At 32.5% G+C, this 22,807-nt stretch carries 19 protein-coding genes and 7 pseudogenes; 17 read left to right on the top strand and 9 right to left on the bottom strand.

Annotated features, from left to right (window positions below; all coding sequences use genetic code 11):
• Positions 1-1,290: an aminotransferase class I/II-fold pyridoxal phosphate-dependent enzyme gene (locus ABLV90_RS13800; RefSeq protein ID WP_460872784.1), complete on the bottom strand. Its 1,290-nt coding sequence runs from the start codon at positions 1,288-1,290 to the stop codon at positions 1-3.
• Positions 1,291-1,492: 202 nt separating this feature from the next.
• Between ABLV90_RS13800 and ABLV90_RS13795 the strand changes: the two genes are divergently transcribed.
• The 7 genes and pseudogenes from ABLV90_RS13795 (at position 1,493) to pmtD (ending at position 5,748) form a co-directional block, all read left to right on the top strand.
• Entirely contained in the window at positions 1,493-1,588 is a 96-nt protein-coding gene (locus ABLV90_RS13795) for a Trp-rich small protein (protein WP_230622036.1), read from the top strand.
• Between the two features lie 231 nt (positions 1,589-1,819).
• On the top strand, positions 1,820-2,005 hold the full coding sequence (locus ABLV90_RS13790) for an SE1626 family protein (protein ID WP_046466282.1): 186 nt from the start codon (positions 1,820-1,822) through the stop codon (positions 2,003-2,005).
• 178 nt (positions 2,006-2,183) lie between these two features.
• Positions 2,184-2,564, top strand: coding sequence for a PSM export ABC transporter transcriptional regulator PmtR (gene pmtR / locus ABLV90_RS13785; protein ID WP_002507153.1), 381 nt, complete (start codon positions 2,184-2,186; stop codon positions 2,562-2,564).
• Positions 2,561-3,446, top strand: a pseudogene (gene pmtA / locus ABLV90_RS13780) (phenol-soluble modulin export ABC transporter ATP-binding protein PmtA). Before pmtR ends, pmtA begins: the two are co-directional and overlap by 4 nt.
• 16 nt (positions 3,447-3,462) lie before the next feature.
• The gene (gene pmtB / locus ABLV90_RS13775; RefSeq protein ID WP_460872783.1) at positions 3,463-4,125 is read left to right on the top strand and encodes a phenol-soluble modulin export ABC transporter permease subunit PmtB; all 663 of its coding nucleotides are present in this window, start codon (positions 3,463-3,465) and stop codon (positions 4,123-4,125) included.
• 20 nt (positions 4,126-4,145) lie between these two features.
• Entirely contained in the window at positions 4,146-5,018 is an 873-nt protein-coding gene (pmtC, locus tag ABLV90_RS13770; protein ID WP_460872782.1) for a phenol-soluble modulin export ABC transporter ATP-binding protein PmtC, read from the top strand.
• Positions 5,018-5,748 (top strand): annotated as a pseudogene (pmtD, locus tag ABLV90_RS13765) (phenol-soluble modulin export ABC transporter permease subunit PmtD). The gene pmtC and the pseudogene pmtD overlap by 1 nt, the downstream one beginning before the upstream one ends.
• An 81-nt stretch (positions 5,749-5,829) precedes the next feature.
• Here the strand turns inward: pmtD and ABLV90_RS13760 are convergent.
• Positions 5,830-6,390 (bottom strand): thioredoxin family protein, encoded by a 561-nt coding sequence (locus ABLV90_RS13760; protein ID WP_046466277.1) that lies wholly within the window; start codon positions 6,388-6,390, stop codon positions 5,830-5,832.
• A gap of 224 nt (positions 6,391-6,614) precedes the next feature.
• Between ABLV90_RS13760 and ABLV90_RS13755 the strand changes: the two genes are divergently transcribed.
• The 4 genes from ABLV90_RS13755 to ABLV90_RS13740 all read left to right on the top strand — a co-directional run bounded on the left by ABLV90_RS13755 (position 6,615) and on the right by ABLV90_RS13740 (position 8,548).
• Positions 6,615-7,046 (top strand): hypothetical protein, encoded by a 432-nt coding sequence (locus ABLV90_RS13755; protein WP_427707939.1) that lies wholly within the window; start codon positions 6,615-6,617, stop codon positions 7,044-7,046.
• Between the two features lie 77 nt (positions 7,047-7,123).
• On the top strand, positions 7,124-7,699 hold the full coding sequence (locus ABLV90_RS13750; RefSeq protein ID WP_080947929.1) for an HAAS signaling domain-containing protein: 576 nt from the start codon (positions 7,124-7,126) through the stop codon (positions 7,697-7,699).
• The gene (locus ABLV90_RS13745; protein ID WP_460872781.1) at positions 7,696-8,313 is read left to right on the top strand and encodes a DUF4097 family beta strand repeat-containing protein; all 618 of its coding nucleotides are present in this window, start codon (positions 7,696-7,698) and stop codon (positions 8,311-8,313) included. The genes ABLV90_RS13750 and ABLV90_RS13745 overlap by 4 nt, the downstream gene beginning before the upstream one ends.
• 25 nt (positions 8,314-8,338) lie before the next feature.
• The gene (locus tag ABLV90_RS13740; RefSeq protein ID WP_460872780.1) at positions 8,339-8,548 is read left to right on the top strand and encodes a hypothetical protein; all 210 of its coding nucleotides are present in this window, start codon (positions 8,339-8,341) and stop codon (positions 8,546-8,548) included.
• Between the two features lie 95 nt (positions 8,549-8,643).
• Here the strand turns inward: ABLV90_RS13740 and ABLV90_RS13735 are convergent.
• Positions 8,644-9,683 (bottom strand): annotated as a pseudogene (locus ABLV90_RS13735) (C45 family autoproteolytic acyltransferase/hydolase).
• 494 nt (positions 9,684-10,177) lie between these two features.
• Here ABLV90_RS13735 and ABLV90_RS13730 point away from each other — a divergent pair.
• Positions 10,178-10,348: a hypothetical protein gene (locus ABLV90_RS13730; protein ID WP_107514816.1), complete on the top strand. Its 171-nt coding sequence runs from the start codon at positions 10,178-10,180 to the stop codon at positions 10,346-10,348.
• A gap of 401 nt (positions 10,349-10,749) precedes the next feature.
• Here ABLV90_RS13730 and ABLV90_RS13725 read toward each other — a convergent pair.
• Positions 10,750-10,981 (bottom strand): annotated as a pseudogene (locus tag ABLV90_RS13725) (YolD-like family protein); the annotation flags it as partial.
• A 184-nt stretch (positions 10,982-11,165) separates the two neighbouring features.
• Here ABLV90_RS13725 and ABLV90_RS13720 point away from each other — a divergent pair.
• A complete protein-coding gene (locus ABLV90_RS13720) occupies positions 11,166-12,203 on the top strand; it encodes a lactonase family protein (RefSeq protein ID WP_460872779.1) in 1,038 nt (345 codons plus the stop codon).
• A 64-nt stretch (positions 12,204-12,267) separates the two neighbouring features.
• On the opposite strand, the gene ABLV90_RS13715 is transcribed toward ABLV90_RS13720, so the two are convergent.
• The 3 genes from ABLV90_RS13715 to ABLV90_RS13705 form a co-directional block, all read right to left on the bottom strand.
• A complete protein-coding gene (locus tag ABLV90_RS13715) occupies positions 12,268-13,647 on the bottom strand; it encodes an aldehyde dehydrogenase (RefSeq protein WP_460872778.1) in 1,380 nt (459 codons plus the stop codon).
• Positions 13,648-13,782: 135 nt separating this feature from the next.
• Entirely contained in the window at positions 13,783-14,718 is a 936-nt protein-coding gene (locus ABLV90_RS13710) for a manganese-dependent inorganic pyrophosphatase (RefSeq protein WP_460872777.1), read from the bottom strand.
• Between the two features lie 55 nt (positions 14,719-14,773).
• The gene (locus tag ABLV90_RS13705) at positions 14,774-15,325 is read right to left on the bottom strand and encodes a cysteine hydrolase family protein (RefSeq protein WP_046466268.1); all 552 of its coding nucleotides are present in this window, start codon (positions 15,323-15,325) and stop codon (positions 14,774-14,776) included.
• Between the two features lie 137 nt (positions 15,326-15,462).
• Here ABLV90_RS13705 and ABLV90_RS13700 point away from each other — a divergent pair.
• Positions 15,463-16,522, top strand: a pseudogene (locus ABLV90_RS13700) (glycosyl hydrolase family 28-related protein).
• A 162-nt stretch (positions 16,523-16,684) separates the two neighbouring features.
• Positions 16,685-18,245: pseudogene (locus tag ABLV90_RS13695) on the top strand (SLC13 family permease).
• An 84-nt stretch (positions 18,246-18,329) separates the two neighbouring features.
• On the opposite strand, the gene ABLV90_RS13690 reads toward ABLV90_RS13695, so the two are convergent.
• Positions 18,330-19,142 carry a prephenate dehydratase gene (locus tag ABLV90_RS13690; protein ID WP_460872776.1) on the bottom strand — a complete coding sequence of 271 codons (813 nt, stop codon included), beginning with the start codon at positions 19,140-19,142 and terminating at the stop codon, positions 18,330-18,332.
• 39 nt (positions 19,143-19,181) lie between these two features.
• Positions 19,182-20,246, bottom strand: a complete 1,065-nt coding sequence (locus ABLV90_RS13685; protein WP_427706936.1) for a nitric oxide synthase oxygenase — start codon at positions 20,244-20,246, stop codon at positions 19,182-19,184.
• Positions 20,247-20,475: 229 nt separating this feature from the next.
• Between ABLV90_RS13685 and ABLV90_RS13680 the strand changes: the two genes are divergently transcribed.
• Both ABLV90_RS13680 and nadE read left to right on the top strand, forming a co-directional pair.
• The gene (locus ABLV90_RS13680; protein ID WP_460872775.1) at positions 20,476-21,942 is read left to right on the top strand and encodes a nicotinate phosphoribosyltransferase; all 1,467 of its coding nucleotides are present in this window, start codon (positions 20,476-20,478) and stop codon (positions 21,940-21,942) included.
• Positions 21,935-22,757 (top strand): annotated as a pseudogene (nadE, locus tag ABLV90_RS13675) (ammonia-dependent NAD(+) synthetase). Before ABLV90_RS13680 ends, nadE begins: the two are co-directional and overlap by 8 nt.
• Positions 22,758-22,807: the final 50 nt, after the last annotated feature.

Here is a 22,807-nt window from a genome sequence, read left to right as displayed (position 1 = left end):
TTAATTTTTTAGGTCTTCAATTGCTTTAGCGATAGAATCAAATACATATGGAATGTCATCTTTTTCTACACAACTGAAAGCAATACGAATGTCTGTTGCATTAAGGGCAATGATGCCAATAGAGTATTTAGTAATTAAGTGTTGGCGTAACTGTTCTGGGTCCACATCTTTAACTTGTAATGCCATAAAATAGCCTGAGTTAAAATCATAAGCCCGCCAGTATGATGCGTATTTTTCATCATATACAACAGATTTCGTTACTTCATATCTAGCTTGTAACGTGTCGATATTGTGTTGAATTTCCTTATCAAAAGTTTCGTGATTTTCGAGCACGTATTTAACTGCACTTTGCGAAGGTAATGGACCACTTGAAATGTTGCTTCGAATTAATCCTTTGATTTTAGCTTCTAATACTTGTTTTGTTGTATCGTTTCCGACACCGAAACTGATGAAACCTACACGTAATCCCCATGCGAAAAATTCTTTTGTTGCGCCATCTAAACGAATTGGTAATAAGTTGTCTAAATGTAAATTTGTTAATGCTGTGAATAATGACTGTGTATAAACATCTTCATAAAAGAGTCCGTAGTATGCATCATCAACTAAAGCAATGACGTTTGTGCCACGTTCTGCTAATGATTTTATTGCAGAGACAATAGTATGAACTTCATCTTTTGTTGGTGTATAACCAGTTGGGTTATTTGGATAATTTAATATTAAGATGATTTTGTCTTTATTATAATTTTCTAGCGTATTAACTAAATTTTCTGTTGTAAAATGTCCAGCTTCGTCAAAAATATCATAGGTTTCAATTTCAGCACTATGTCTTGTACTATAAACGAGTTTATAGTTGCCCCAATTATGGGTTGGAAGTAAGAGTGTATCACCACTATCGACGAACATGTCACCGACTAATGATAAGCCATGTGTTAAAGCATTCGTAAGGATAGGTCTTGTCATGTCTTTTGCATCTAAATCTGGATTTTCTTTTAATGTTTTTTGTTGCCATAAATCACGAAGAGATTCTAAACCTTGTGGCGGGGCATAAGGAAAGATTTCATCGGGTTCTAAATGAGCGAAGATATCATTTAAAGTATTTGCGTACATCTTGCTATCTTTATATGTTGCCATTCCTATCGTGGCATTATATTGTGTGGATTTTGCTTCCGCGGATTGGGATAATATACCTTTCGGGTAATACATTAATTTTCCTAGGTCGGAAAGCATGTCCGCAACTTCTGGATTTGATTTAGATAATTGTTCGTTTAAATCTAAAGCTAAAGGATTCATAGTTGGTCAACCTCTCTTTACTTTTTCAATGATAACCTTATATTATCTTGAAATAGCTTAAAATTAAAGTCTTGTGACTGTTTTAGACAGAAAATTTCAAAATTTAACTATTTATACGAACATACGTTCTGTTTTATGTTAGAATACGGATAGGCCATCAAAAATCCTACATGGCACTTTTTTCTGTGGGAGGTGTAGTATGATAGCGTGGTGGCAAGAAATGATTGCAACTTTATTAACAGGTAGCTTACTTGTTGTATTCCGTGTTTGGTTAGAGAATAAATGGAAAGACAAATAGGTGGCCTTACACAAAAAACCCCCAAGCCTGATGACGCAGACTTGGGGTTGTGTAGTATAATCCGTGGATACAATTACAATTTTATCATCATAGGTAATAGACTGCAAACAATATATTTAAATATAAATCATAAAAAACAGATACATAAGTATCAAGAATTTTTTTGAAATAAATTGCTTTTAGAAATTAATGCCAAAGTTTGGTACAATGATATTGTTTGAGGTGAAGAGAGTGAAACATTTAACCAAAATATTTGTCATAATGGCAATGATATTACTCGTTGTAGGCTATTATTTACAGGCCATAGGTCATGAAGATTCTGGTGTTAAATTATTAATTGCCGCAATTATGTTTATGATTTGCGCTTTTATTGATCGTAATAATAAGCGTAAGAAAAAAGATAAACAAAATAAGTAACATTGTTAAAACAAGCTATAAGTGAGATGAAGCGATATGCAAAATCTTAGTTATAGCTTTTTTATGTTAACTCGTCCCTTTTAATGAGTAATTATATGGGTGTTTGAATAAATTTATACTTTACAAGTGTGTATACATTGTATATAGTGTGTATATACAGTTGTAAGGGAGGACGTCCATGAAAATACTTTTGAAAAATAGTGGTGAACAGCCAATCTATGAACAGATTAAGCAACAAATCAAAGAAAATATTTTAAAAGGATACGTTGCTCCTGGTGAACACTTACCTTCGATGAGGGAATTAGCACATGATTTGAGCGTTAGCGTTATAACTACAAAGCGCGCATATGAAGATTTAGAAAAAGATGGTTTTGTCTTTACTATTAGAGGTAAGGGTACATATGTGAAAGAGCAAGATAGTTCAATTTTAAAAGAAAAACAGTTCATGGTGATTGAAACAATGGCTAAATCAATAAGCAAAGAAGCAAAAACTATAGGCATGCCACTTTCAGAATTACAAGAAATCTTAGAAATGATTTTTGAGGAGGACGATGAATGAACGCAATCGAATTAAATGCTGTAAATTATCAGTATAAAGAATTCAAGTTAAATGATATTAGTTTTCGTGTTCCTCAAGGATTTATAACTGGATTTATTGGTGCAAATGGTGTGGGTAAAACGACCATTATTAGAATGATTATGGATTTAATTGAGCCTGATGGCGGAGATGTTTTAATCTTTAACCAAAAAATGAAAGCACGCCCTGAAGCTATTAAAAATAAAATTGGTTTCGTTTATTCCGAATTGTACCTCAATGATAAATGGAATATCCAAAAAATTGAACAGTATGTTTCACCATTTTATAGTACATGGGACCATCAGTTATTTACATATTATCTTGAAAAATTTGATTTACCTTATAAGCGGAAGATCAAAACATTCTCAACTGGTATGAAGATGAAGTTGTCTATTGCTATTGCTTTTAGCCATCATGCTGAATTATTTATTTTAGATGAGCCAACATCAGGGTTAGATCCAATCGTTCGAAACGAAGTTTTGGATGTAATTCAAAAAGAACTCATTGATGAAAAGAAAACAGTATTTATTTCCACTCATATCATTTCTGATTTAGAAAAAATCGCTGATTACTTAGTGTATTTAAAAGATGGTGAAATTGTACTGAATCAATTTTTGGATGACATTTTGAATAGATTCAAAGTAGTTAAAGGTGACATGCAAGCAATTGGATGAAGAATTAATTCAATTAACACACTATATAGAAGAAAACAAAACTGGATATATCGCACTTACAGAACATGCTAATATATTTAATGAAATTTTTGGAAACAAGGTTGCAATAACTAAGCCAACGATTGAAGATTTAATGGTTTACCTTGAAAAAGGAACCCAGAAGACTGAACAAAAAAATTATGAGACTTAACAACTGGGGGCATTAGATGAAAAATTTACTTATTAGAAATTTAAAATTACGTAAATGGACAATCGTAATATATGCAATCTTATTATTGTTTTCCCCACTGCAATTAATCATAATACCTAATAGTATTTTTACTAATGCGTTATATTCTGCAGTTGCGATGATATTACTTTTTGTTTCTATACTAGATTCTGGACATGTTTTTCGTTTTAATAGTAAGCTTGGGCACAGAATGGCTTATGACTTTTTTGGAAGTTTACCAGTTTCTAAAAAGTCATTATTGAATGCTAATTATTTAACAGTTATTATTTTTACATTAGTTGGGGCGACAATATTATCTTTATATACAATGCCGAATTCTCATGTATCAACAAGTAATATTGATTTTAATATTTCAATGCCATTCTCATACATTGCAGTAAATTTCTTTGCAGTACCTATAGCTTTCAAAAAATATACAGAACAAAAATCTGATTACATTTCTTATATCATTTATTTACTTACGATGGTTATTTTAATACCTGTCATAATCGTGCTACTTGTAGTTGGAATATGTACATTATTTAATTATAGTCTGGGTATATTAAATTATTTTGAAACTATTTTTAACTATGGATTTTTAACTTTAAGTATTTTTTGCTTTGTAGCTAGCTACATCATTCAATATAAAAAATTAATTTAATAATAAAAGGAGGCGCATTTATGGAATTAAAAGATATAACAAAAACGTATGGCAATAACAATGTTTTAGATCATATTAATTTTGATTTTGGACAAAGCCAAATTGTAGGTTTAATTGGTAAAAATGGTGTCGGTAAAACAACATTAATGAAAGTCATGAACGGAAATATTATCAAATACAAAGGGGAGGTAAAGATAGGTAATAAAGACAATATCGGTTACCTTATTGAACATCCTAAATTGTATGATAATAAATCAGGTTTATATAATTTGAAATTATTTGCCAATGTATTAGGTAAGGGGTTTGATAAAAAATATGCAAATCAAATCATTGATGCCTTTGGTATGAGACCTTATGTGAAGAAAAAAGTTAAAAAGTATTCAATGGGAATGAAACAAAAGCTAGCCATTGTCGTTTCATTAATGAACAAACCCAAGTACCTTATTTTAGATGAGCCAACAAATGGTATGGACCCTGACGGATCAATTGATGTATTGAAAACAATTCAATCACTTGTGCAAGAACTGGATATGAAAATTTTGATTTCTAGTCATAAACTTGAGGATATTGAATTAATTTGCGATAGAGCAGTATTTTTACGTGATGGTAATTTTGTTCAAGATGTTGATATGAAAGAAGGGGCACCAACGGATTCTACAGTTTTAATCATAGAACAAAATAATTTCAATAATGCTTTAGAATATTTAAATGAAAATTTCGATGTGATTCAATCTAAGAGAGAAAATGGAGAAATCATTATTAAAGCACAATCAAGTTATCAAAAAGTACTTAAAGGTTTATCCAATATCGATATTTTCCCTGAATTTATTGAAACACGCAAGAGTTCTTTACGTGATACTTACTTCAATATTAATCAGAAAGGTGGCCAATAATGAATAGTTTACAACTCGTGAAATATGACATTTATAGCATTATTAGAAGCCCATTAACGTATTTAGCATTACTCTTAACAATACTTCCGTTAATTGGATTTACAGTTTTATTTGTTCAAGCAATCTGATAAAATAGACGGCAATATGCTACTTTCTATTGGTAGTTGGTTCTTTTCTATCATGGGCTTACTATTTGTAATCAAGACAATCACCCGTGATATTTCACAAGGTACAATTCAATTATATATGAATAAAACATCAAGTCGTGTGGGTTATGTTATCGCAAAAGTGATTTCAATTATACTAATCGCCATAATTATTACAGCAATACTTGTTGGTTTTGTATTAATCGTAGAACAAATTGTTGATGGTAAAAATATAGAAGTTGATAAAATCTTTGAATTACTTTGGTTCTTCATTCTATTCCATTTATTCTTTGGATTATTATTATATTTATTTTCATTAGTTGTACCAAAAACAGCATTAATCTTTACTCTAGGTATATTCTTAATATTACTTGTTCCTTTTGCGGAACCATTTATACCTATGATTCCTAAATTTGGTGACAATATTCAAGATGCCTTGAAATATATTCCATTTAGTTACTTAACTTCTAAAACGACAACTGGTGATTACACATTCTCTAATTGGCAGTGGTTTATTACTTCAAGCATCGATTGTAGTATTATTCGTAGTTAATATATTCTATGTATCTAAAAAAGATATTTAAAATAAAGATAACCGAAGATTGAGTCATAAAAAAGAGACGTATGAATTAACGGTTATAACACCTTAATTCATACGTCTTTTATTAATTTATAATTAGTTTATCTAAAATTGAATCATAAACATATTTCCACATTTGTGAGTCTGTTTTAAAGCGATTAGAAATAATTGCATATGATTCAGACGATTTATCTTCAAATGTAGGATCATCTTTTGCGGGAAGTTTGGAACGCGTTTCCTCTACAAAATGTTGAACTTGTCTTGCACGAGGCCCCCAAACTGTTTGCTGTTCAAAATCATCATTTAAAAATACAAATATAGGTATAGATCTCGCAGTACCATTTGTTAAGTATTGATCGATTAAGTCAGTGTTTTCATCACGATGAAAGACACGAGCTTCTATATTTAATCTTTCACTAATATGTTTAAGAATAGGCACGTTCATCATAGCATCTCCACACCAATCTTCAGTGATAACTAGAACTTTGCTATAGTTTGATGCTTTAATTTTTTCAAGACGACTATCATCCTCTGGTGCTGAGAATGAATGATATATTGATAGTAAATTCTCTTTGTTTTCAGTCATAGCTTCAATATATTGATCAAGCGGTTGACTGTTTTTGAAATAAGTTTCTAAACTTGTCATAATAGTTCCCCCTTTAATTGATTAGATATTATTATATCAATATTTTAATATGAAAGAAAATTATTAATACATATAAAAGTAATATGTTTTAAGATTTCTTCAGGGATGAAAGTGACAAATACCTATGCTATATTTAATAAGTAAAGTAGAGCGTGGTGACAACATTGAAAATACATAGACTACATAAGCGTTTTATATTTTTTGCGTGTATAACAATAGCTACTGTGACAGTATTATTAGTTAATTATATAAAGCAAGAACACTCGACCGATTTATCAAAACTATCCATTGATCGTGTCAAAATAGGGTCTGAAATTAATATTAGTGAATACGTTGAAAAAGATGAAGTCATTTTAAAAAGACATCGTCTTTATTCAAAAAGAGAGCATCCTAATTTAATCTTCAAAGTGAATAAAAAGGATTCTCAACTTAAAGGTATAACCTTAACTGGCGATACTAGAGTGCAAACTAATTTTAATGGAACGATCAATAATAATGTTGGAGAAGTTACACAGACACTAGGAACACATTATAAACAAAAAAAGTTGCGCAAAGGCTTTAATGCTATAATATATAAAGATAAGAAAAATCAAATAAAGTTATTTATTATTTATAAACATGATAAAATAAAGAAAATTGAAATACACAAGATATAAAAATTAAAAATGACATTCCTATAGGGCATGTCATTTTTGATTTTACATATACGTTTTGCTTCGAAACTTAAGTTTGAATGGCGGTAGATATTTTGGATAAAATCACTTTTTTAAATGAATTAGAGCAAGAATTAGATAAATTACCAAGAAGTGAACGCGATAAAGTGATGTATGAATATGAGGAATATTTTTTTGATCAAGAAAGTGAAGGGAAAAATGAATATCAAATCATTGGAGCGCTTGAATCTCCTAAAAAGATAGGCAAAGAGCTTATGGCGAGAAATGCGATTGTGTCTGCGGAGTTTCGTCCTAATATAAATACAATCGTGAGAGCAATTATGGCATCTCTGGGTATGGGAATATTATCATTAATCATTATTTTAATCCCTATGATATTTGTTGGCATTTTCATGTTTGTACTATTACTTGTTGCATTATTTTTCGCACTTAGTCCGCTATTATTGATTATCAACGGCATAATTAATGATAATTTTAGTTTTGCTATAAGTAACTATTTATTTGCCATTTCGTATACAGGATTAGGTCTTTTATTATTTGTCATTATTGCAAAATTTGCTCAATTTGTTTATCGAGTGATTTTAAAATACTTACGTTGGAATATTAAAACAATTAAAGGAAGTGCAGTCGAATGAAGAAGTTATTTTTTAGCGGCTTAACATTATTTATCGTGTGCTTTCTTTTAGCTTGTGTCGCTTGGTTTGGATTTGAAAAACAAAACAACCAACTCAATTCTGTGAATAAAGAAGTTAATGATAAAGATATAGAAAATTTAAACCTAGATAGCCAAAATAGTAAGGTTCAGGTTAAGCAAGGTGACAAATTTTCAGTGACCTATAAAGGGAAAAAGAATATTGATATTACGAATAAAAACAAGACACTACATGTTCATGAGACTGATAATACAGAAGATCATTATGGATTGAATTTTAATCCGTTTAGACAGTTTGATGATGAGATGGTAGTGACTGTGCCAGATAAAAAACTAAATCATTTAGATGTATCTAGTAAGACGAATATTATAAATATTGATAGTATCAATGCAAAAGATGCACATATTTCAATGAAGGCTACTGGCGGAGCACGTGTGTTTTTAAGTGATGTAGTGTTAGACAAACTGTATTATAGAGGTGTGAGTTCACCGCTTGATATAAAGCATAGCCAAATTACTAATGCGAATATTAAAACGAAACAGGCGAGTATAACGAGTAAAAAATCATTGATTGAAAAGTCGGTGCTTGTTAGCTGACCACGGCAAAATTGATTTGAGTCGAATGGATATTGCATCACATTTTAGAGCCTCTACACAATATGGTGATATTTTCATGTCATATGATGATGACCCTCAAGATACATTGCTAAAATTGAATCCATCTGATGGGACTTCTAAAGTTATCAACAACAATTTTAAAGATAATAAAGTAGGGGCAGGAAAGCATATTTTAGAGTTCTATACGGATCATGGGGACATTTATATAAATTAACTCTATGTTGACATGAATAGAGAAAGCCAGGAAGTACATTTAATTAAGTACTTTCTGGCTCTTTTTATAATATAAATGATTTAAAATGACAAATATTAATAAGTGGCAAAGGTTAAATCAGTGTCAAGATGCCCGTTAATTGAAGTAATATCTAATGATTCGCCATCGAGCCATTTGCCAAAGTCTATTATGGTAGGGGCTTTATTTTCACCTAAAGTGATATGTGCTGTTAATGATTGAGGTTCATACATACTTGTATGAATTGTCCCAGACCAACTTTTAAATAATTTACTATAAATTTCATATTCCGGATTATTGAATAAATTAAATGCGCTCATTTTATCTAGTGATGCGGGTTCTTTTTTAAGGAGTCGATTTAATCGTTCTTTAGATTCTTTTGTGAAATTTCTATTTTCATGTGTTAATAATTTGAAATGATTCGTACAAGTACGATCGTAACGAACATCAACGGAGCGAGGAGAAACTTCGATAATCGCATGATTCAAATGTTTGTCCATGACAATGTAACTAAATGAGCTTCTATGGGGAAGTTCTTTTAGTAATTGTATGGCCTCAGGTACATCTTTACAATATTGTAATATAAGCCTGCCGACCATATAGCAGACGAAACCATCACCTGGGTGCTTTCTGTGCATGAAGTTGTAGCCCATGGATAGACCAGATTCATTCATACCATCCATTCTCCCTGTTACACGTGATGTAGGGCCTATTTGCGCTAATCCGCCATCAGTAGGTTGGAACAATAAGTAACGACCATCATAAGTTGCGGGGTGATAATCATAATTTCGCACCATATAGTCCTGACCTAAAAAGACCGTACAGCCACTGTTTTTCAATGGTGTGAATCGATAGTGTGCAAAGTTAAGAATCATTTGGCGGGTAGGCAGATTAAGTACTTCTTGCATGCCTCTAATTTCTTCCCAAATTTGCGGGGCGTACGTTTGGAAAATGTCATATGTTTCTTTGATATGGATATCAAAGCGGGGCATACGTTTTTTCCATTCTTTCTCTCTGTTTTTGAGTAAGGGGTTTGTTGCATCCACTGTGCTGTTTGTACACCTAAATCAAAGTGTGAACCTCGATGTGTTAAGATGTCTGATTTTACTGATTGCATAGTTTAAAACTCCTATTTATGTGTGTAATCTTACAAAAATGTAACTTCATTGTAACGCTTTGTTAATTGCATTACGTATGACCAGTAGTTATGCTTGAGTTAACATCAAGGGACGATCAGATAGACAAATTCAATGAGGTGATTATTATGTCAAATTATTATGATGCTTTCAAAGATGCAGTCTCCACTTGGTGGGGTCAATAAGATGAGAATAACTAACATTGAATTGGCTAATATTTAACGATATTAGCCCTTTTTTTACTTATAATAATAATAAATATAACATCTATCTTTATTCTGATGAGAAGAAAATGTTAAAATAAATAAGACATATTGACTAAAATTTATTGATTTTGCATTACTCCAATAATATCATAAATCCATTTTTTAATATTTAGATTAAAGAAATGAAAAGTGGGTATATATTTATTGATGCTTTCAAGTATGCTATCATTATTGATAGATATGTTAATAATTTATTGAGGTGAATCAGAATGTGTAATTTTATTAAAGGTTTATTTAAATTTGTATTAGGTACAATTCTTACTGTGTCATTAGCAGCAGGTGTTGGTGCAGTAGTTTTCGCTTATATCTTTAAAAAAGACTTCGAAGATATTGAAAGTAAAACAAAAGAAATTGTTTCAGATATTGAAACGAATAATTAAGTTATTAATAGAACACTTTAGAGTGTTCCCATACTGTCGACAAAGCCTTTAGGCTTTCGTTGGCAGTATTTTTTTAGCCACCGTTCAACGAAGTTGTTACGGTGGCTTATGCAGTCGAGAAGACTGCGAACAATAAATCCGTTCAACGAAGTTGTTACGGTGGCTTATGCAGTCGAGAAGACTGCGAACTGTAAACTTGCGCCGCAAGTATAGAAAAGCGGTTAACTATTGTCTTGAGTTATTCTAGTTATATCAAATAATGAAAGTTGAATTGTTTCATGTGTATAGATTGGATAACCTTCTAAAAACATATGAGTCATATCTATATTTTTAATTTTTATATGAGCCGTTTCCAACCAACCTCGCTTGATAATATTCAATATAAATATAGGAATCTGTATGTAACGCTTGATGAAGCTGTAAATTTAATTCATTTAATTGATCGTCGGATAATATAGGACGGTCAATTTTATTTTGATCTACTAAATATTGTTGAATTGTTTCGAATTGTTCTGGCAAAGTAGCAAATGGCGCCCATTTAACCATGCCACGACCTTGCGGGATATTGGCATTAAGAAATTCTCTTGGTATATTTCTATAGTCATTTTCATTTTGGTATTTTTCCGGAATCATAAAATCACCTCAACATAATAATAGAACATACGTTCGTGTAATTGCAAGAAGTTTTTCCTTATTTTAAATTAATAAAGCATGAAAAATTTAATTGTACTTTGATAGAAAGTGGTAATAATCATTATATTGTCATTTAGTATAGATATTTATTAAAATGAAACTATAACAATATGGAGGGGTTTACATGACGACAACAGGTTATATTGGTACGTATACAAAAAAAGAGGGCAAAGGCGTTTATCGTTTTGAATTAGATGAACAAACTGGAAGCGTAACAGAAGTTGAAACAGGATATGAATTAGAAGCATCAACTTATGTAAATCAACATAATTCATTTTTATATGCTGTAACACGTGAAGGAGATAATTGCGGTGTTGCAAGTCTTAAAATAGAAGAAGATGGTAAACTCAGTTTAATTAATAAATGCCTCGCATCTACAAAGGGTAGCGGCTGTTATGTAGATGTGTCACCAGACGGAAAGTTTGTTTTTGAGTCTGTTTATGGTGTTGGATTAGCGCGCTTATATGAAGCGAATCCTGAAACAGGTGAAATCATACGTTTGATTCAAGAGTTAGAGCACAATTATCCAACTGGACCACATGAAAGACAAGATCAGCCACATGTGCATTTTATCAGTACAACACCAGATGAAAAATATGTAGTTGCAATCGATTTAGGTACAGATAAAATAGTAACATACGAATTTAATGATCATGGTTTTAGTGAACATGCGGTGAGTGATTTTGAACCAGGGGACGGACCAAGACATATTACTTTTCATGAAAATGGGAAGTTTGCTTATGTTGTCCATGAGTTATCAAATGTCGTAAGTACAGTAAAATATGAGGATGGAAAATTCACCGAAATCCAACGACATTCAACAATTCCAGAAAATTTTGAAGGTGATACAAAATTAGCGACAGTAAGACAGTCACACGATCAAAAATTCTTATACATCACGAATAGAGGCCACGATAGTATTGCTATTTTTAAAGTAAGCGATGATGGTTCAACGATTTCATTTGTTGATATTGTATCAAGTGGTGGTGAATTCCCACGTGATTTCAACATTACTGACTCAGACGATTTCTTAGTTTGTGCACACCAAGAAGGTGACTATACATTGACGGTTTTCAAACGTGATAAAATTACGGGAGAATTAGAAAAAGTTGATCATCATGAATCAGCACCAGAGGGCGTTTGTGTACAATTTTTAAAATAAAGACAACTGAAAAAATTAAAAAATCACCTAGTATGGATAATACATTGCCATACTAGGTGATTTTCTATTTGTTGAAAAATGTTTTGATGTATTTAAATTTCCCTTTGTATGGTGGGAATATGAGACTTGATTCAAGCCTTGTAGATTTAAATACATAAGATTTATCGTGACTAAACGTGTCAAAACTATATTTACCATGATATTGTCCAATACCCGATGCCCCGACACCACCAAAAGGTAAGTTTGGATTTGCGAGGTGCATCAACGTATCATTAATCGCACCGCCACCAAATGAAATTTCATGAAGTACACGTTCTGTTGCATTTTCATCTTCGCTAAATAAATATAAGCTGAGTGGTTTAGGTTTAGTACGTATTAAATCAATCGCTTCATCAAAATCATCATACGGAATGATTGGTAAAATAGGGCCGAAAATCTCATCTTCCATTATTTTAGCATCGAAAGTAATACCATCTAAAATGGTTGGAGCGATGTATTTATCGTCTGCATCAGATTGACCACCAAATGCAATTTCTGTTTTATGAACATTTAATAAATGGTCTAAACGATCGAAATGTTTTTGATTAATGATACGACCGAAATCTGGGCTATCTTGTATAGATTTACCATAAAATTCAGTGATTGTATTTTTGAGTGCCGCGATGAGTTGGCTTTTGACTTTTCGGTTAACTAAAATATAGTCTGGCGACACACAAGTTTGACCGGCGTTCGTAAATTTCCCGAAACAAATGCGTTCACTCGCTACTTTGATATTTGCTGACTCATCTACAATCGCAGGAGATTTACCTCCTAATTCTAAAGTAACGGGTGTTAAGTTTTCGCTAGCCGCACGATAGACAATACGCCCTACTTTTTCGCCGCCAGTGAAAAAGACATAATCAAAAGGTAAATGTATAAGTGATTGTGTAGTCTCTGCGTCGCCTTGGCATACACTAATATATTCAGTGTTGAATACATCTTCAATAATTTGTTGTACTATATCTGCAACGTGTGGTGTAAATTCTGACGGTTTAAGTATAGCTGTATTTCCGGTCGCTATTGCGCCAATTAATGGTTCAATAAGTAATTGGAAAGGATAATTAAAAGGTCCGATAATTAAGACAGTACCATAAGGCTCTTTCATGATATAACTTTTAGTAGGGAATAAGTAAAGGGGCGTGTTCACTTGTTTTCTTTTCGCCCAATTTTTAAGCTCTTTGCGTGCTGACTTAATGCTTTTTAAAGTGAATCCAATCTCGGTTGCATAAGCTTCCACTTTGTTTTTTCCTAAATCTTGTTGAAGTGCGTCGAGTAATTCATTTTCATGATTTTTAATACTTTTACCCAACAGTTTGAGTTGTTTTTTTCTAAACTTAAGATCTTTGGTTTCGTGAGTATTAAAATATTGTTTACTATTATGGAAAGTTTGCTCTATTGAATTCAAATGATATTCCTCCTAGTATGAGATGTCGCTATGCTTATGGAAATGGATAAAAAACTGGAACATATTTACTATGTTCCAGAATACTGAGTGGTTAGGTGTTTAGTTTCTTTGTCCACTCAGTGTTTATCATATATATTAAACGACTTCGTTTAAAGCTTCTGTAATTTGTGGTACAACTTGTTTTTTACGTGAAACTACACCAGGTAAGAATGCAGTATTGTTTTCAAGTTCAACATTGAAAGCTTTACCTACTTTGTCTGTTTCAGGTCCCACTACTAAAATCTTAGAATCACTATTAATGATGTCAGTCACGACTAATACAAATAAATCATATTTTTCATTTGCACTTGTTTCTAACATAGCTTGTGTTAATTCTTCTTGACGTGCAAAGACTTCATCAATATCCACAGTATTAACTTGTCCGATATGAGTTGAATAATCTCCCATGTTGAAAGATTTTGCATCCATAGATAAGATATCTGAAATTGATTTGTCTGTTGTAGAAGCACCTGCTTTTAACATATCTAAACCGTAAGATTCTAAGTCAACATTGGCGATCGCTTTCAATGCTTCTGCGACTTGTACATCTTCTTCAGTACATGTAGGTGATTTGAATAATAAACTATCTGAGATAATTGCAGAAATCATCAAGCCAGCAATTTCAGGTTTAATTTCAAAGCCGCGTTCTTTATACATTTTGTATAAAATTGTTGCTGTACAGCCAACTGGTTCAGCACGGTAATATAAAGGCGCCGCAGTTTCAAAATTAGAAATTCTGTGGTGATCTACGACATGTTGAATTGTAGCGTCAGCAATTGAATCTGCGCTTTGTTGGAATTCATTATGGTCAACTAAAATAACATTTTGATCAGCTAGATTATCGTTAAGTAATTCTGGCGCTTCTACTTTGAAATGATCTAAAGCAAATTGCGTCTCAGGGCCTATTTCGCCTAAACGGTAAGACGCAGCCTCCGAATTACCTGTTTGTTGTTCAAAATCTGCCATGATGATGGCAGATGCAATAGCATCTGTATCTGGATTTTTATGTCCGAAAATATAAGTTTTTGCCATATCTAAATTCTCCTTATTTATATAGTTAATGTTATTTTATCATGAGTTTGCATAGTTATTCTACTTCAGCACCTAAGGAATTTTTAAAATGATCTAAAGCCCAATCATGGCCCGTTGGATTAAATGAAGCAACGCCTTTATGTGAAATACTAATGGAATAACCTAAATTATAGGCAGTAATCGCTGTATGTAATACACAAATGTCGGTACATACACCAACAATTTCTAAATGTGTTACATTTCTTTCTCGTAGCAAAATATCTAACGAAGTACCACAAAAAGCATCATAACGTGTTTTATCTAAAAAATGTATGTGATCATTAAATAATATATTTTGATAGATATCATTTACTTTACCGTAAAGTTCTCTCCCAGATGTTCCTAGAATATTGTGAGGAGGGAAGAGCTTATTCTCAGGATGATAACTATTTTCTTCAAAATGTAAATCCATCATAAAGAAAATGTTCTGTTGTTTTTTATTATATGCTTCAATTCTTTCCACAATATAATGTTCAATTTGTTGGCCTGGAATGCCACAAGTCATTTTTCCATTATCTGCAACAAAATCATTTGAATAATCCACTACAATAAGTGCACTTTTTTTCATAATTTGCGAACACTCCTAATATTAAAGATAATAAGTATTATATACTAAGTAGATAAATCAATAAAGCTACAACAAGCGCGTTTGAAAATACTCAATTAAGTTTATTATAAAGTATTGAGAAAGAGAGGGATTGTCCTATGATGATTAATGCAAAGCAATTTGGATTAAAAGGTGAAAGTAAAAGCGCAGATACACGAGCAATGCAACGTGCATTGAATTATGCAAAAAAACATCCTTCGACAACGATATATGTACCTAAAGGTGAATTTCATATACGCAAGTCATTGGTTATTTATGAGTCTACAACATTGTTGCTAGATGAAGGCGCAGTCCTTAAAAGATGTGGGAAAGATGCATTACTCAAAAATGGTAGAAGGTTTAAACCTTATCATGGTTATAACGGCAATAGCCATATTTATATTGCAGGAGGAACATTTGATATGAACGGCTATGCTTTCCCATATAATAATACAGCAATGTGTATGGGACATGCCCAAGATATTCAAATCGTCGATGTGACCTTTAAAGACATTATAGGTGGCCATGGGCTGGATGCATGTGGAGTTAATGGATTATATATAAATAATTGTAAATTTTTAGGATTCAATGATAGTGATGGGACAAGAACGTTTTCAGAAGCAATTCAGTTAGATATTCAAGTACCAGGTGCTTTTCCTAAATTTGGGACGACAGACGGAACGATTACAAAAAATGTAATAATAGAAAATTGTTATTTTGGCAATTCAAATACGCCTACGATGCAGTCATGGAACAGGGCGATTGGTTCTCATGCAAGTCGTTATAATCAATTTTATCAAAATATTCATATTCGTTTTAATACATTTGAAGAGATAAAGCAATATGCACTAACACCTTTAAAATATAAAGATACGTATATTCATCATAATATTTTTAAAAACTGTGCTTGGTGGTGTTCGTTTTTTAGCAGTTAAAGATGGTAAAAATGCAAAAGATTTAAAAGGGAAACAAAGATCAACTCAAGCTGGGAGTAATTTAAATATTTATCAAAATAAATTTGTTGGAGCGATGGAGAAATATGCAGTTCGGATTCAAAGTTATAATAATATAAAACATAAAAATATACTTATTGCTCAAAATGAATTTGATGAATGGCCGCCCAAAATGTATTTGAAGGACACTAAGAATTTATTTTTATCTTATGATGATAAAATTTAAAATATTGTTAAGTTTAATTAAACATGATTACAATGCTACGTTGACACCATAAAGACTTTATATGTAAGCGGTTTAGCATTGATATTTCATTAGGATTATATTATGTTATAAACTAAGAAATGTTATGAATATTCAGAAAAGTAACTTTAGAGGGGGACGAATATGAACGATTTGAAAAAAGGGGATATGAGAAGGTCACATTATTTAATGTTTTTTTCTAACAAGAAAGAAAAGAAGTCTTATAACAGTGGACAATTAATAGGTTTAATATTGGGGCCACTATTATTTGTTTTAACATTACTATTTTTACAGCCTGAAGGTTTATCAACTAAAGGTATATTTGTTTTAGCAACAACACTTTGGATTGCAACGTGGTGGATTACTGAAGCCATTCCGATTGCGGCAACGAGTTTATTACCATTAATACTGATGCCAATTGGACATGTTTTAAGTCCAGAAGAAGTTTCAGCGCAATATGGTAATGATATTATCTTCTTATTCCTTGGGGGATTCATTTTAGCTATTGCCATGGAAAGATGGAATTTACATACCCGGGTTGCTCTAACAATTATCAATACATTAGGGACAAGTACAGGAAAGATTTTGCTAGGATTCATGATTGCGACTGGTTTTTTATCCATGTTTGTATCGAACACTGTCGCTGTTATGATTATGATTCCGATTGGTCTAGCAATTATTAAAGAAGCCAATGAATTAAAAAGTAAAGATACTAAAGATTCAAGTATTACTAAGTTTGAACAATCTTTAGTATTAGCAATTGGTTATGCTCGGTACAGTCGGTGGTCTTGGAACCTTAATTGGGACGCCGCCTTTAATTATATTAAAGGGACAATATCAATCTGCATTTGGTGAAGAAATTAGTTTTGCTAAATGGATGATTATTGGTGTGCCAACAGTTATTGTCTTATTGTTCATAATTTGGGCATACATAAGATATATAGCTTTTAGACATGATATGAAAGAATTACCAGGTGGAAAAGCGTTAATTAAAAGGAAACTAAACGAATTAGGTAAGATGAAATATGAAGAAAAAGTAGTTTTAATTGTGTTCATGCTTGCCAGTTTCTTATGGATAAGTAGAGAATTTTTATTGAAAAATTGGACATACACCTCAGAAATAGCAGATGGGACCATAGCCATGTTTATCGCAGTCTTACTATTTTTAATTCCTGCGAAGAACAAAGCACAACATAAACGTATTATAGATTGGGACGTGGCTAAAGATTTACCGTGGGGCGTACTGATACTCTTCGGTGGAGGGCTTGCGTTAGCGAAAGGGATAGCATCAAGTGGATTAGCAGTATGGCTTGGCGATCAGTTGAAATTGATAGAAGGTGTGAGTCCTTTAATTATTGTAATAGTCATTACCGTATTTGTACTATTCTTAACTGAAATCACATCAAATACTGCAACTGCAACGATGATTTTACCAATTCTTGCAACGTTATCTGTTGCTGTAAATGTTCATCCATTATTACTAATGGTGCCTGCAGCTATGGCGGCAAACTGTGCATACATGCTTCCAGTAGGTACGCCACCGAATGCAATTGTATTTGGTACAGGACGCATTAGTATTAAAAAGATGGCATCTGTCGGCTTTTGGGCCAACATAATAAGCATTGTAGTTATTGTACTCGTTGTTTACTTCCTAGTACCACCAGTATTAGGTATAGATGTAACCAAACCATTGCCACTTAAATAATTATATAGATAAATAAAACCCTCCATTTCTAAATAATGAATGGAGGGTTTTTGGTTTGTCTAATGGATTTACGTAAAAATAAAATTAACTTAATTTATTGAATGAACCAATAATTGAAACTTGGAAGTCTAATGTGTTTAAAATTTTAATAACTTTGGCCAAATCTTCATTGATTGGTGTGTCCGCTTGCACAAAAAAGTGATACATTCCAAGTTGTGTTTTTAAAGGTCTAGATTCAATCCAAGACAAGTTAATATTAAATAAAACAAAAGTATTTAATATGCTTGCTAATAAACCAGGCTTGTCAAATTGAGGCGTGATGAGTAATAATGTATCGCTCGCATCTTCTACATCCTCGATACTACTCGGTTGGTTACTCACGACTAAAAAGCGCGTTACATTATGTGGAAAGTCTTGTATGTTTTCCGCAATAGGTGAATAGCCGTATGCTTCGCCACTACCTAAAGGTGCAATGGCACCAACGTGATTAGTTATTTTTTCCAAACTTTTAATCGTACTGTCTACATAGTCATACGTGAAGCCTTGCTTTTGTATGTACTGGCTCGTTTGACTAATCGCGTGCGCAATAGAATAAACTTTTGAGATATCATTTACTGTAGCATCTTGAGAACCATACAACGCGAATTGAATGTCTAAATGAAGTTCACCTTGCGCAAAAATATTTTGTTGCGTTAATGCATCTGCGACAATATTAATCGTCCCTTCAATTGAATTCTCAATTGGTACTACGGCGATACTGTTATCATCGTTAGAAACAGCTTGTACAACTTCGTACAGGTTAGATTTGGCTTCAAAATCCATTTCAGATTCTGATTTATATTGTTTTGTCGCTAAGTATGAAAATGTCCCTTTTGGGCCTAAATAATAAAGTTTCATGTGACGTTACCCCTTGTTCATATGTGTAAGGATAGAGTTTTAATGGAATGGACAACCCTTAGATGTTGATTGCTTATAAAAGAAATTAGGCTCTCGAATTTCATTCTTATAACCATGATGATAATTTGACACCAATGTTGGAGATAACGAAGGTGCTAACCATGACCATTTACCAGTAACATCTCTTCCTTCTTTTGTTTCCTTCTTTTCAAATCGTTCGAACTGTTTAGAAGCAGTCAAATGATCAACAATAGAGACGCCTTCATTTTTAAAGGAATGATATACTGCATCATTCAATTCAACAAGTGCACGATCTTTATTGAAAGAATTATTCTTAAGTGTATCAAATTCAAATGCATCTGCAACACTTTCTAGCAAATTATAACGATAGCTATCTGTAAAATTACGAACAGCAATCTCATTTACCATATACCAACCGTTGAATGGTGCTGTGGGATATGTAACGCCGCCAATTTTCAAATCCATACTTGATATGATAGGAACGGCATACCATTTTAAACCGAGTTGTTTTAACTTTGGATAGCGGTCATGGGCTATAGGAACTTCTTTTATTAATTCCGGGTTATAAACATGATACTTTAAATTACCTTCAGGCATTTTATAAATTAAAGGTAAGACATCAAAGTGAGTATGTTCTCCTTTCCATCCAAGATGTTCAGCAAGTTGCGTTATACTTCGTTCGGCAGGGTCACCTTGATCTGAATAACCGGCATATCTGATGAGTTGATTATTATAAATTTGGGGTGGCTGATGCTGTGAAAAGATAGTGATATAAGGTTTGATTTTCCCATTATTTGTTGCAGTTGTTATGTGATTTTCAATTGTAGCTATAAATTCATCTTCAGTTTGAATATCTCTTGCGTCTGCTACAGTTAATGAATTCCAGAAAAATCGACCAATACAACGATTCGAATTCCTCCAGGCCAATTTAGCACCATAAGTAAGTTCTTCAACTGTATGTTCATACGTGCCATTTGTTTGAATAGCAATTTCAATTTCTTTAATTCTATCTAATGTAGCATGTTCATCGTAACTTAATTCTTTATGCATTGTTTTAATAAATGATTTAGCTTCATTTAACATATAAACACCTCACTTAGTATTATAAGTGATTACAGTTAATTTTTAATTATAAAAATATAAATGTCACTACTTTGTCGTTAGTAATGTCACACTTTTATCAAAATTTAAAATAATGAACATTAGCAATCTGAAAATGTTGCACGAATGCTATTAAATAGGATGGTATTTCAGGTGCTAACAACGTTTCTTTTATGCTAAACTAATAGAAAAGCTGATTGGAGAGATTTTTGTGTACCAATACGAAGACGATACATTAGTATTGCATAATGATTTATATCAAATAAATATGGCTGAAAGTTATTGGAATGATGGTATTCATGAACGATTAGCAGTCTTTGATTTGTATTTTAGAAATATGCCATTCGACAGTGGCTATGCGGTTTTTAATGGATTAAAGCGTGTGATTGAATATGTAAATCAATTTCATTTTTCAGAATCAGATATAGAATATTTAAAATCTATTGGCTATCAAGAGGATTTCTTGAGTTATTTAAAAGACTTGAAATTTACAGGTAATATTCGCTCAATGCATGAAGGTGAGCTTTGTTTTGGCAATGAACCATTAATGCGAGTAGAAGCACCATTGATACAAGCTCAATTAATAGAAACGATGCTATTAAATATAGTAAATTTCCATACTTTGATTACAACAAAGGCAAGTCGTATTCGACAAGTTGCGCTGGATGATATGTTAATGGAATTTGGTACACGCCGTGCGCAAGAAGCGGACGCAGCCTTATGGGGAGCTAGAGCCTCGTACATTGGTGGCTTCAATTCTACAAGTAATGTAAGAGCAGGAAAGTTATTTGGCATTCCAGTATCTGGTACACACGCACATGCAATGGTACAAACTTATGGTGATGAATATATTGCTTTTAAAAAATACGCCGAGCGCCATAAGGACTGTGTGTTTTTAGTAGATACATTCCATACGCTAAAATCTGGTGTTCCAACAGCAATTAAAGTTGCAAAAGAATTAGGAGACAAAATTAATTTTGTAGGTATTCGATTAGATTCAGGAGATATTGCTTACCTTTCTAAAGAAGCGCGACGCATGTTAGATGAAGCTGGATTTACAGATGCAAAAATTATTGCTTCAAATGATTTAGATGAACAGACAATCACTAGTTTGAAATCCCAAGGTGCAAGAGTTGATTCATGGGGTGTAGGTACTAAATTAATTACAGGCTATGATCAACCAACACTTGGTGCAGTTTACAAACTCGTTGCTGTAGAAGATAGTACAGGCGCATATGTTGATCGTATTAAACTCTCAAATAATGCAGAAAAAGTAACAACGCCAGGCAAGAAAAAAGTATACCGTATCATTAATAAAAAAACGAACAAAGCTGAAGGGGACTATATTACATTGGATCATGAAGATCCATATGAAACGACGCCGCTTAAACTTTTCCATCCTGTCCATACCTACAAAATGAAATTTATAAAATCATTTATAGCGAAAGATTTACATCATGATATTTATAAAGACGGTAAATTAGTATATGATTTACCAAGTGAACAAGAAGCACAAACTTATTTGAAAGAAAATCTCACCTATCTATGGGATGAAAATAAGCGTCATCTTAACCCACAAGAATATCCTGTAGATTTAAGCACAGCATGTTGGGAAAATAAACATAAACGTATATTTGAAGTCGCAGAACATGTGAAGGAGATGGAAGAAAATGAGTAATTTACAAGAAATCATTGTTAAAGAAATGAATGTCCAACCAATGATTGACAGTGAACAAGAAGCGCGTAGCATTATTCAATTTATTAAAAGTTATGTACAATCTCACTCTTTTATCCAATCTTTAGTGCTAGGTATTTCAGGTGGCCAAGATTCCACTTTAGCTGGTAAACTATGTCAAATTGCGGTTAATGAATTAAAAGAAGAAAAAATTCATTGCCAATTTATTGCTGTTAAATTACCATATGGTGAACAAAAGGATGCAGTCGAAGTTGAAGATGCTTTGAAGTTCATACAACCAGATGAAGTAGTAACGGTCAATATTAAATCAGCTGTAAATCAAAGCGTGCAGTCACTAAAAGATGCGGGCATTCTACTTACTGATTTTCAAAAGGGAAATGAAAAAGCACGTGAACGTATGAAAGCACAATTTTCAATTGCCGCAAACAAACAAGGTATAGTGATTGGTACAGATCATTCGGCTGAAAGTGTAACTGGTTTTTATACGAAATATGGTGATGGTGCTCGCTGATATTGCACCACTATTTGGTTTGAATAAACGCCAAGGTAGACAATTATTAAAGTATTTAAAAGCGCCTAAGCATTTATATGAAAAAGTACCTACTGCAGATTTAGAAGAAGACAAACCACAGTTACCAGATGAAGAGGCATTAGGTGTGAGTTATGATCACATAGATGATTATTTAGAGGGAAAATCAGTACCAGATGATGCACAAGAAGTTATTGAACATCATTATGTTAAGAGTGTGCATAAAAGAGAACTAGCTTATACAAGACACACATGGCCCAAAAATTAACTGTTACAACAGAAAATTTTTAGTGACAAAATATAAACTTACTGATAGAA

Origin of the sequence: Staphylococcus sp. 2S1, assembly GCF_046721335.1 — a bacterium.
In the GTDB taxonomy this organism is placed as follows: Bacteria; Bacillota; Bacilli; order Staphylococcales; family Staphylococcaceae; genus Staphylococcus; species Staphylococcus equorum_A.
The sequence above is the reverse complement of the archived record's forward strand: the minus strand, read 5'-3'. Positions and strand labels throughout refer to the sequence as shown.

Coding starts and splice junctions, on each gene's coding strand:
- ABLV90_RS13750 (WP_080947929.1), top strand. CDS start 7,124: ATGGCGGTAGATATTTTGGATAAAATCACTTTTTTAAATGAATTAGAG.
- ABLV90_RS13685 (WP_427706936.1), bottom strand. CDS start 20,246: ATGTTAAATGAAGCTAAATCATTTATTAAAACAATGCATAAAGAATTA.
- ABLV90_RS13740 (WP_460872780.1), top strand. CDS start 8,339: ATGGATATTGCATCACATTTTAGAGCCTCTACACAATATGGTGATATT.
- ABLV90_RS13745 (WP_460872781.1), top strand. CDS start 7,696: ATGAAGAAGTTATTTTTTAGCGGCTTAACATTATTTATCGTGTGCTTT.
- pmtB (WP_460872783.1), top strand. CDS start 3,463: ATGAAAAATTTACTTATTAGAAATTTAAAATTACGTAAATGGACAATC.
- ABLV90_RS13705 (WP_046466268.1), bottom strand. CDS start 15,325: ATGAAAAAAAGTGCACTTATTGTAGTGGATTATTCAAATGATTTTGTT.
- ABLV90_RS13710 (WP_460872777.1), bottom strand. CDS start 14,718: ATGGCAAAAACTTATATTTTCGGACATAAAAATCCAGATACAGATGCT.
- pmtC (WP_460872782.1), top strand. CDS start 4,146: ATGGAATTAAAAGATATAACAAAAACGTATGGCAATAACAATGTTTTA.
- ABLV90_RS13760 (WP_046466277.1), bottom strand. CDS start 6,390: ATGACAAGTTTAGAAACTTATTTCAAAAACAGTCAACCGCTTGATCAA.
- ABLV90_RS13800 (WP_460872784.1), bottom strand. CDS start 1,290: ATGAATCCTTTAGCTTTAGATTTAAACGAACAATTATCTAAATCAAAT.
- pmtR (WP_002507153.1), top strand. CDS start 2,184: ATGAAAATACTTTTGAAAAATAGTGGTGAACAGCCAATCTATGAACAG.
- ABLV90_RS13730 (WP_107514816.1), top strand. CDS start 10,178: ATGTGTAATTTTATTAAAGGTTTATTTAAATTTGTATTAGGTACAATT.
- ABLV90_RS13690 (WP_460872776.1), bottom strand. CDS start 19,142: ATGAAACTTTATTATTTAGGCCCAAAAGGGACATTTTCATACTTAGCG.
- ABLV90_RS13720 (WP_460872779.1), top strand. CDS start 11,166: ATGACGACAACAGGTTATATTGGTACGTATACAAAAAAAGAGGGCAAA.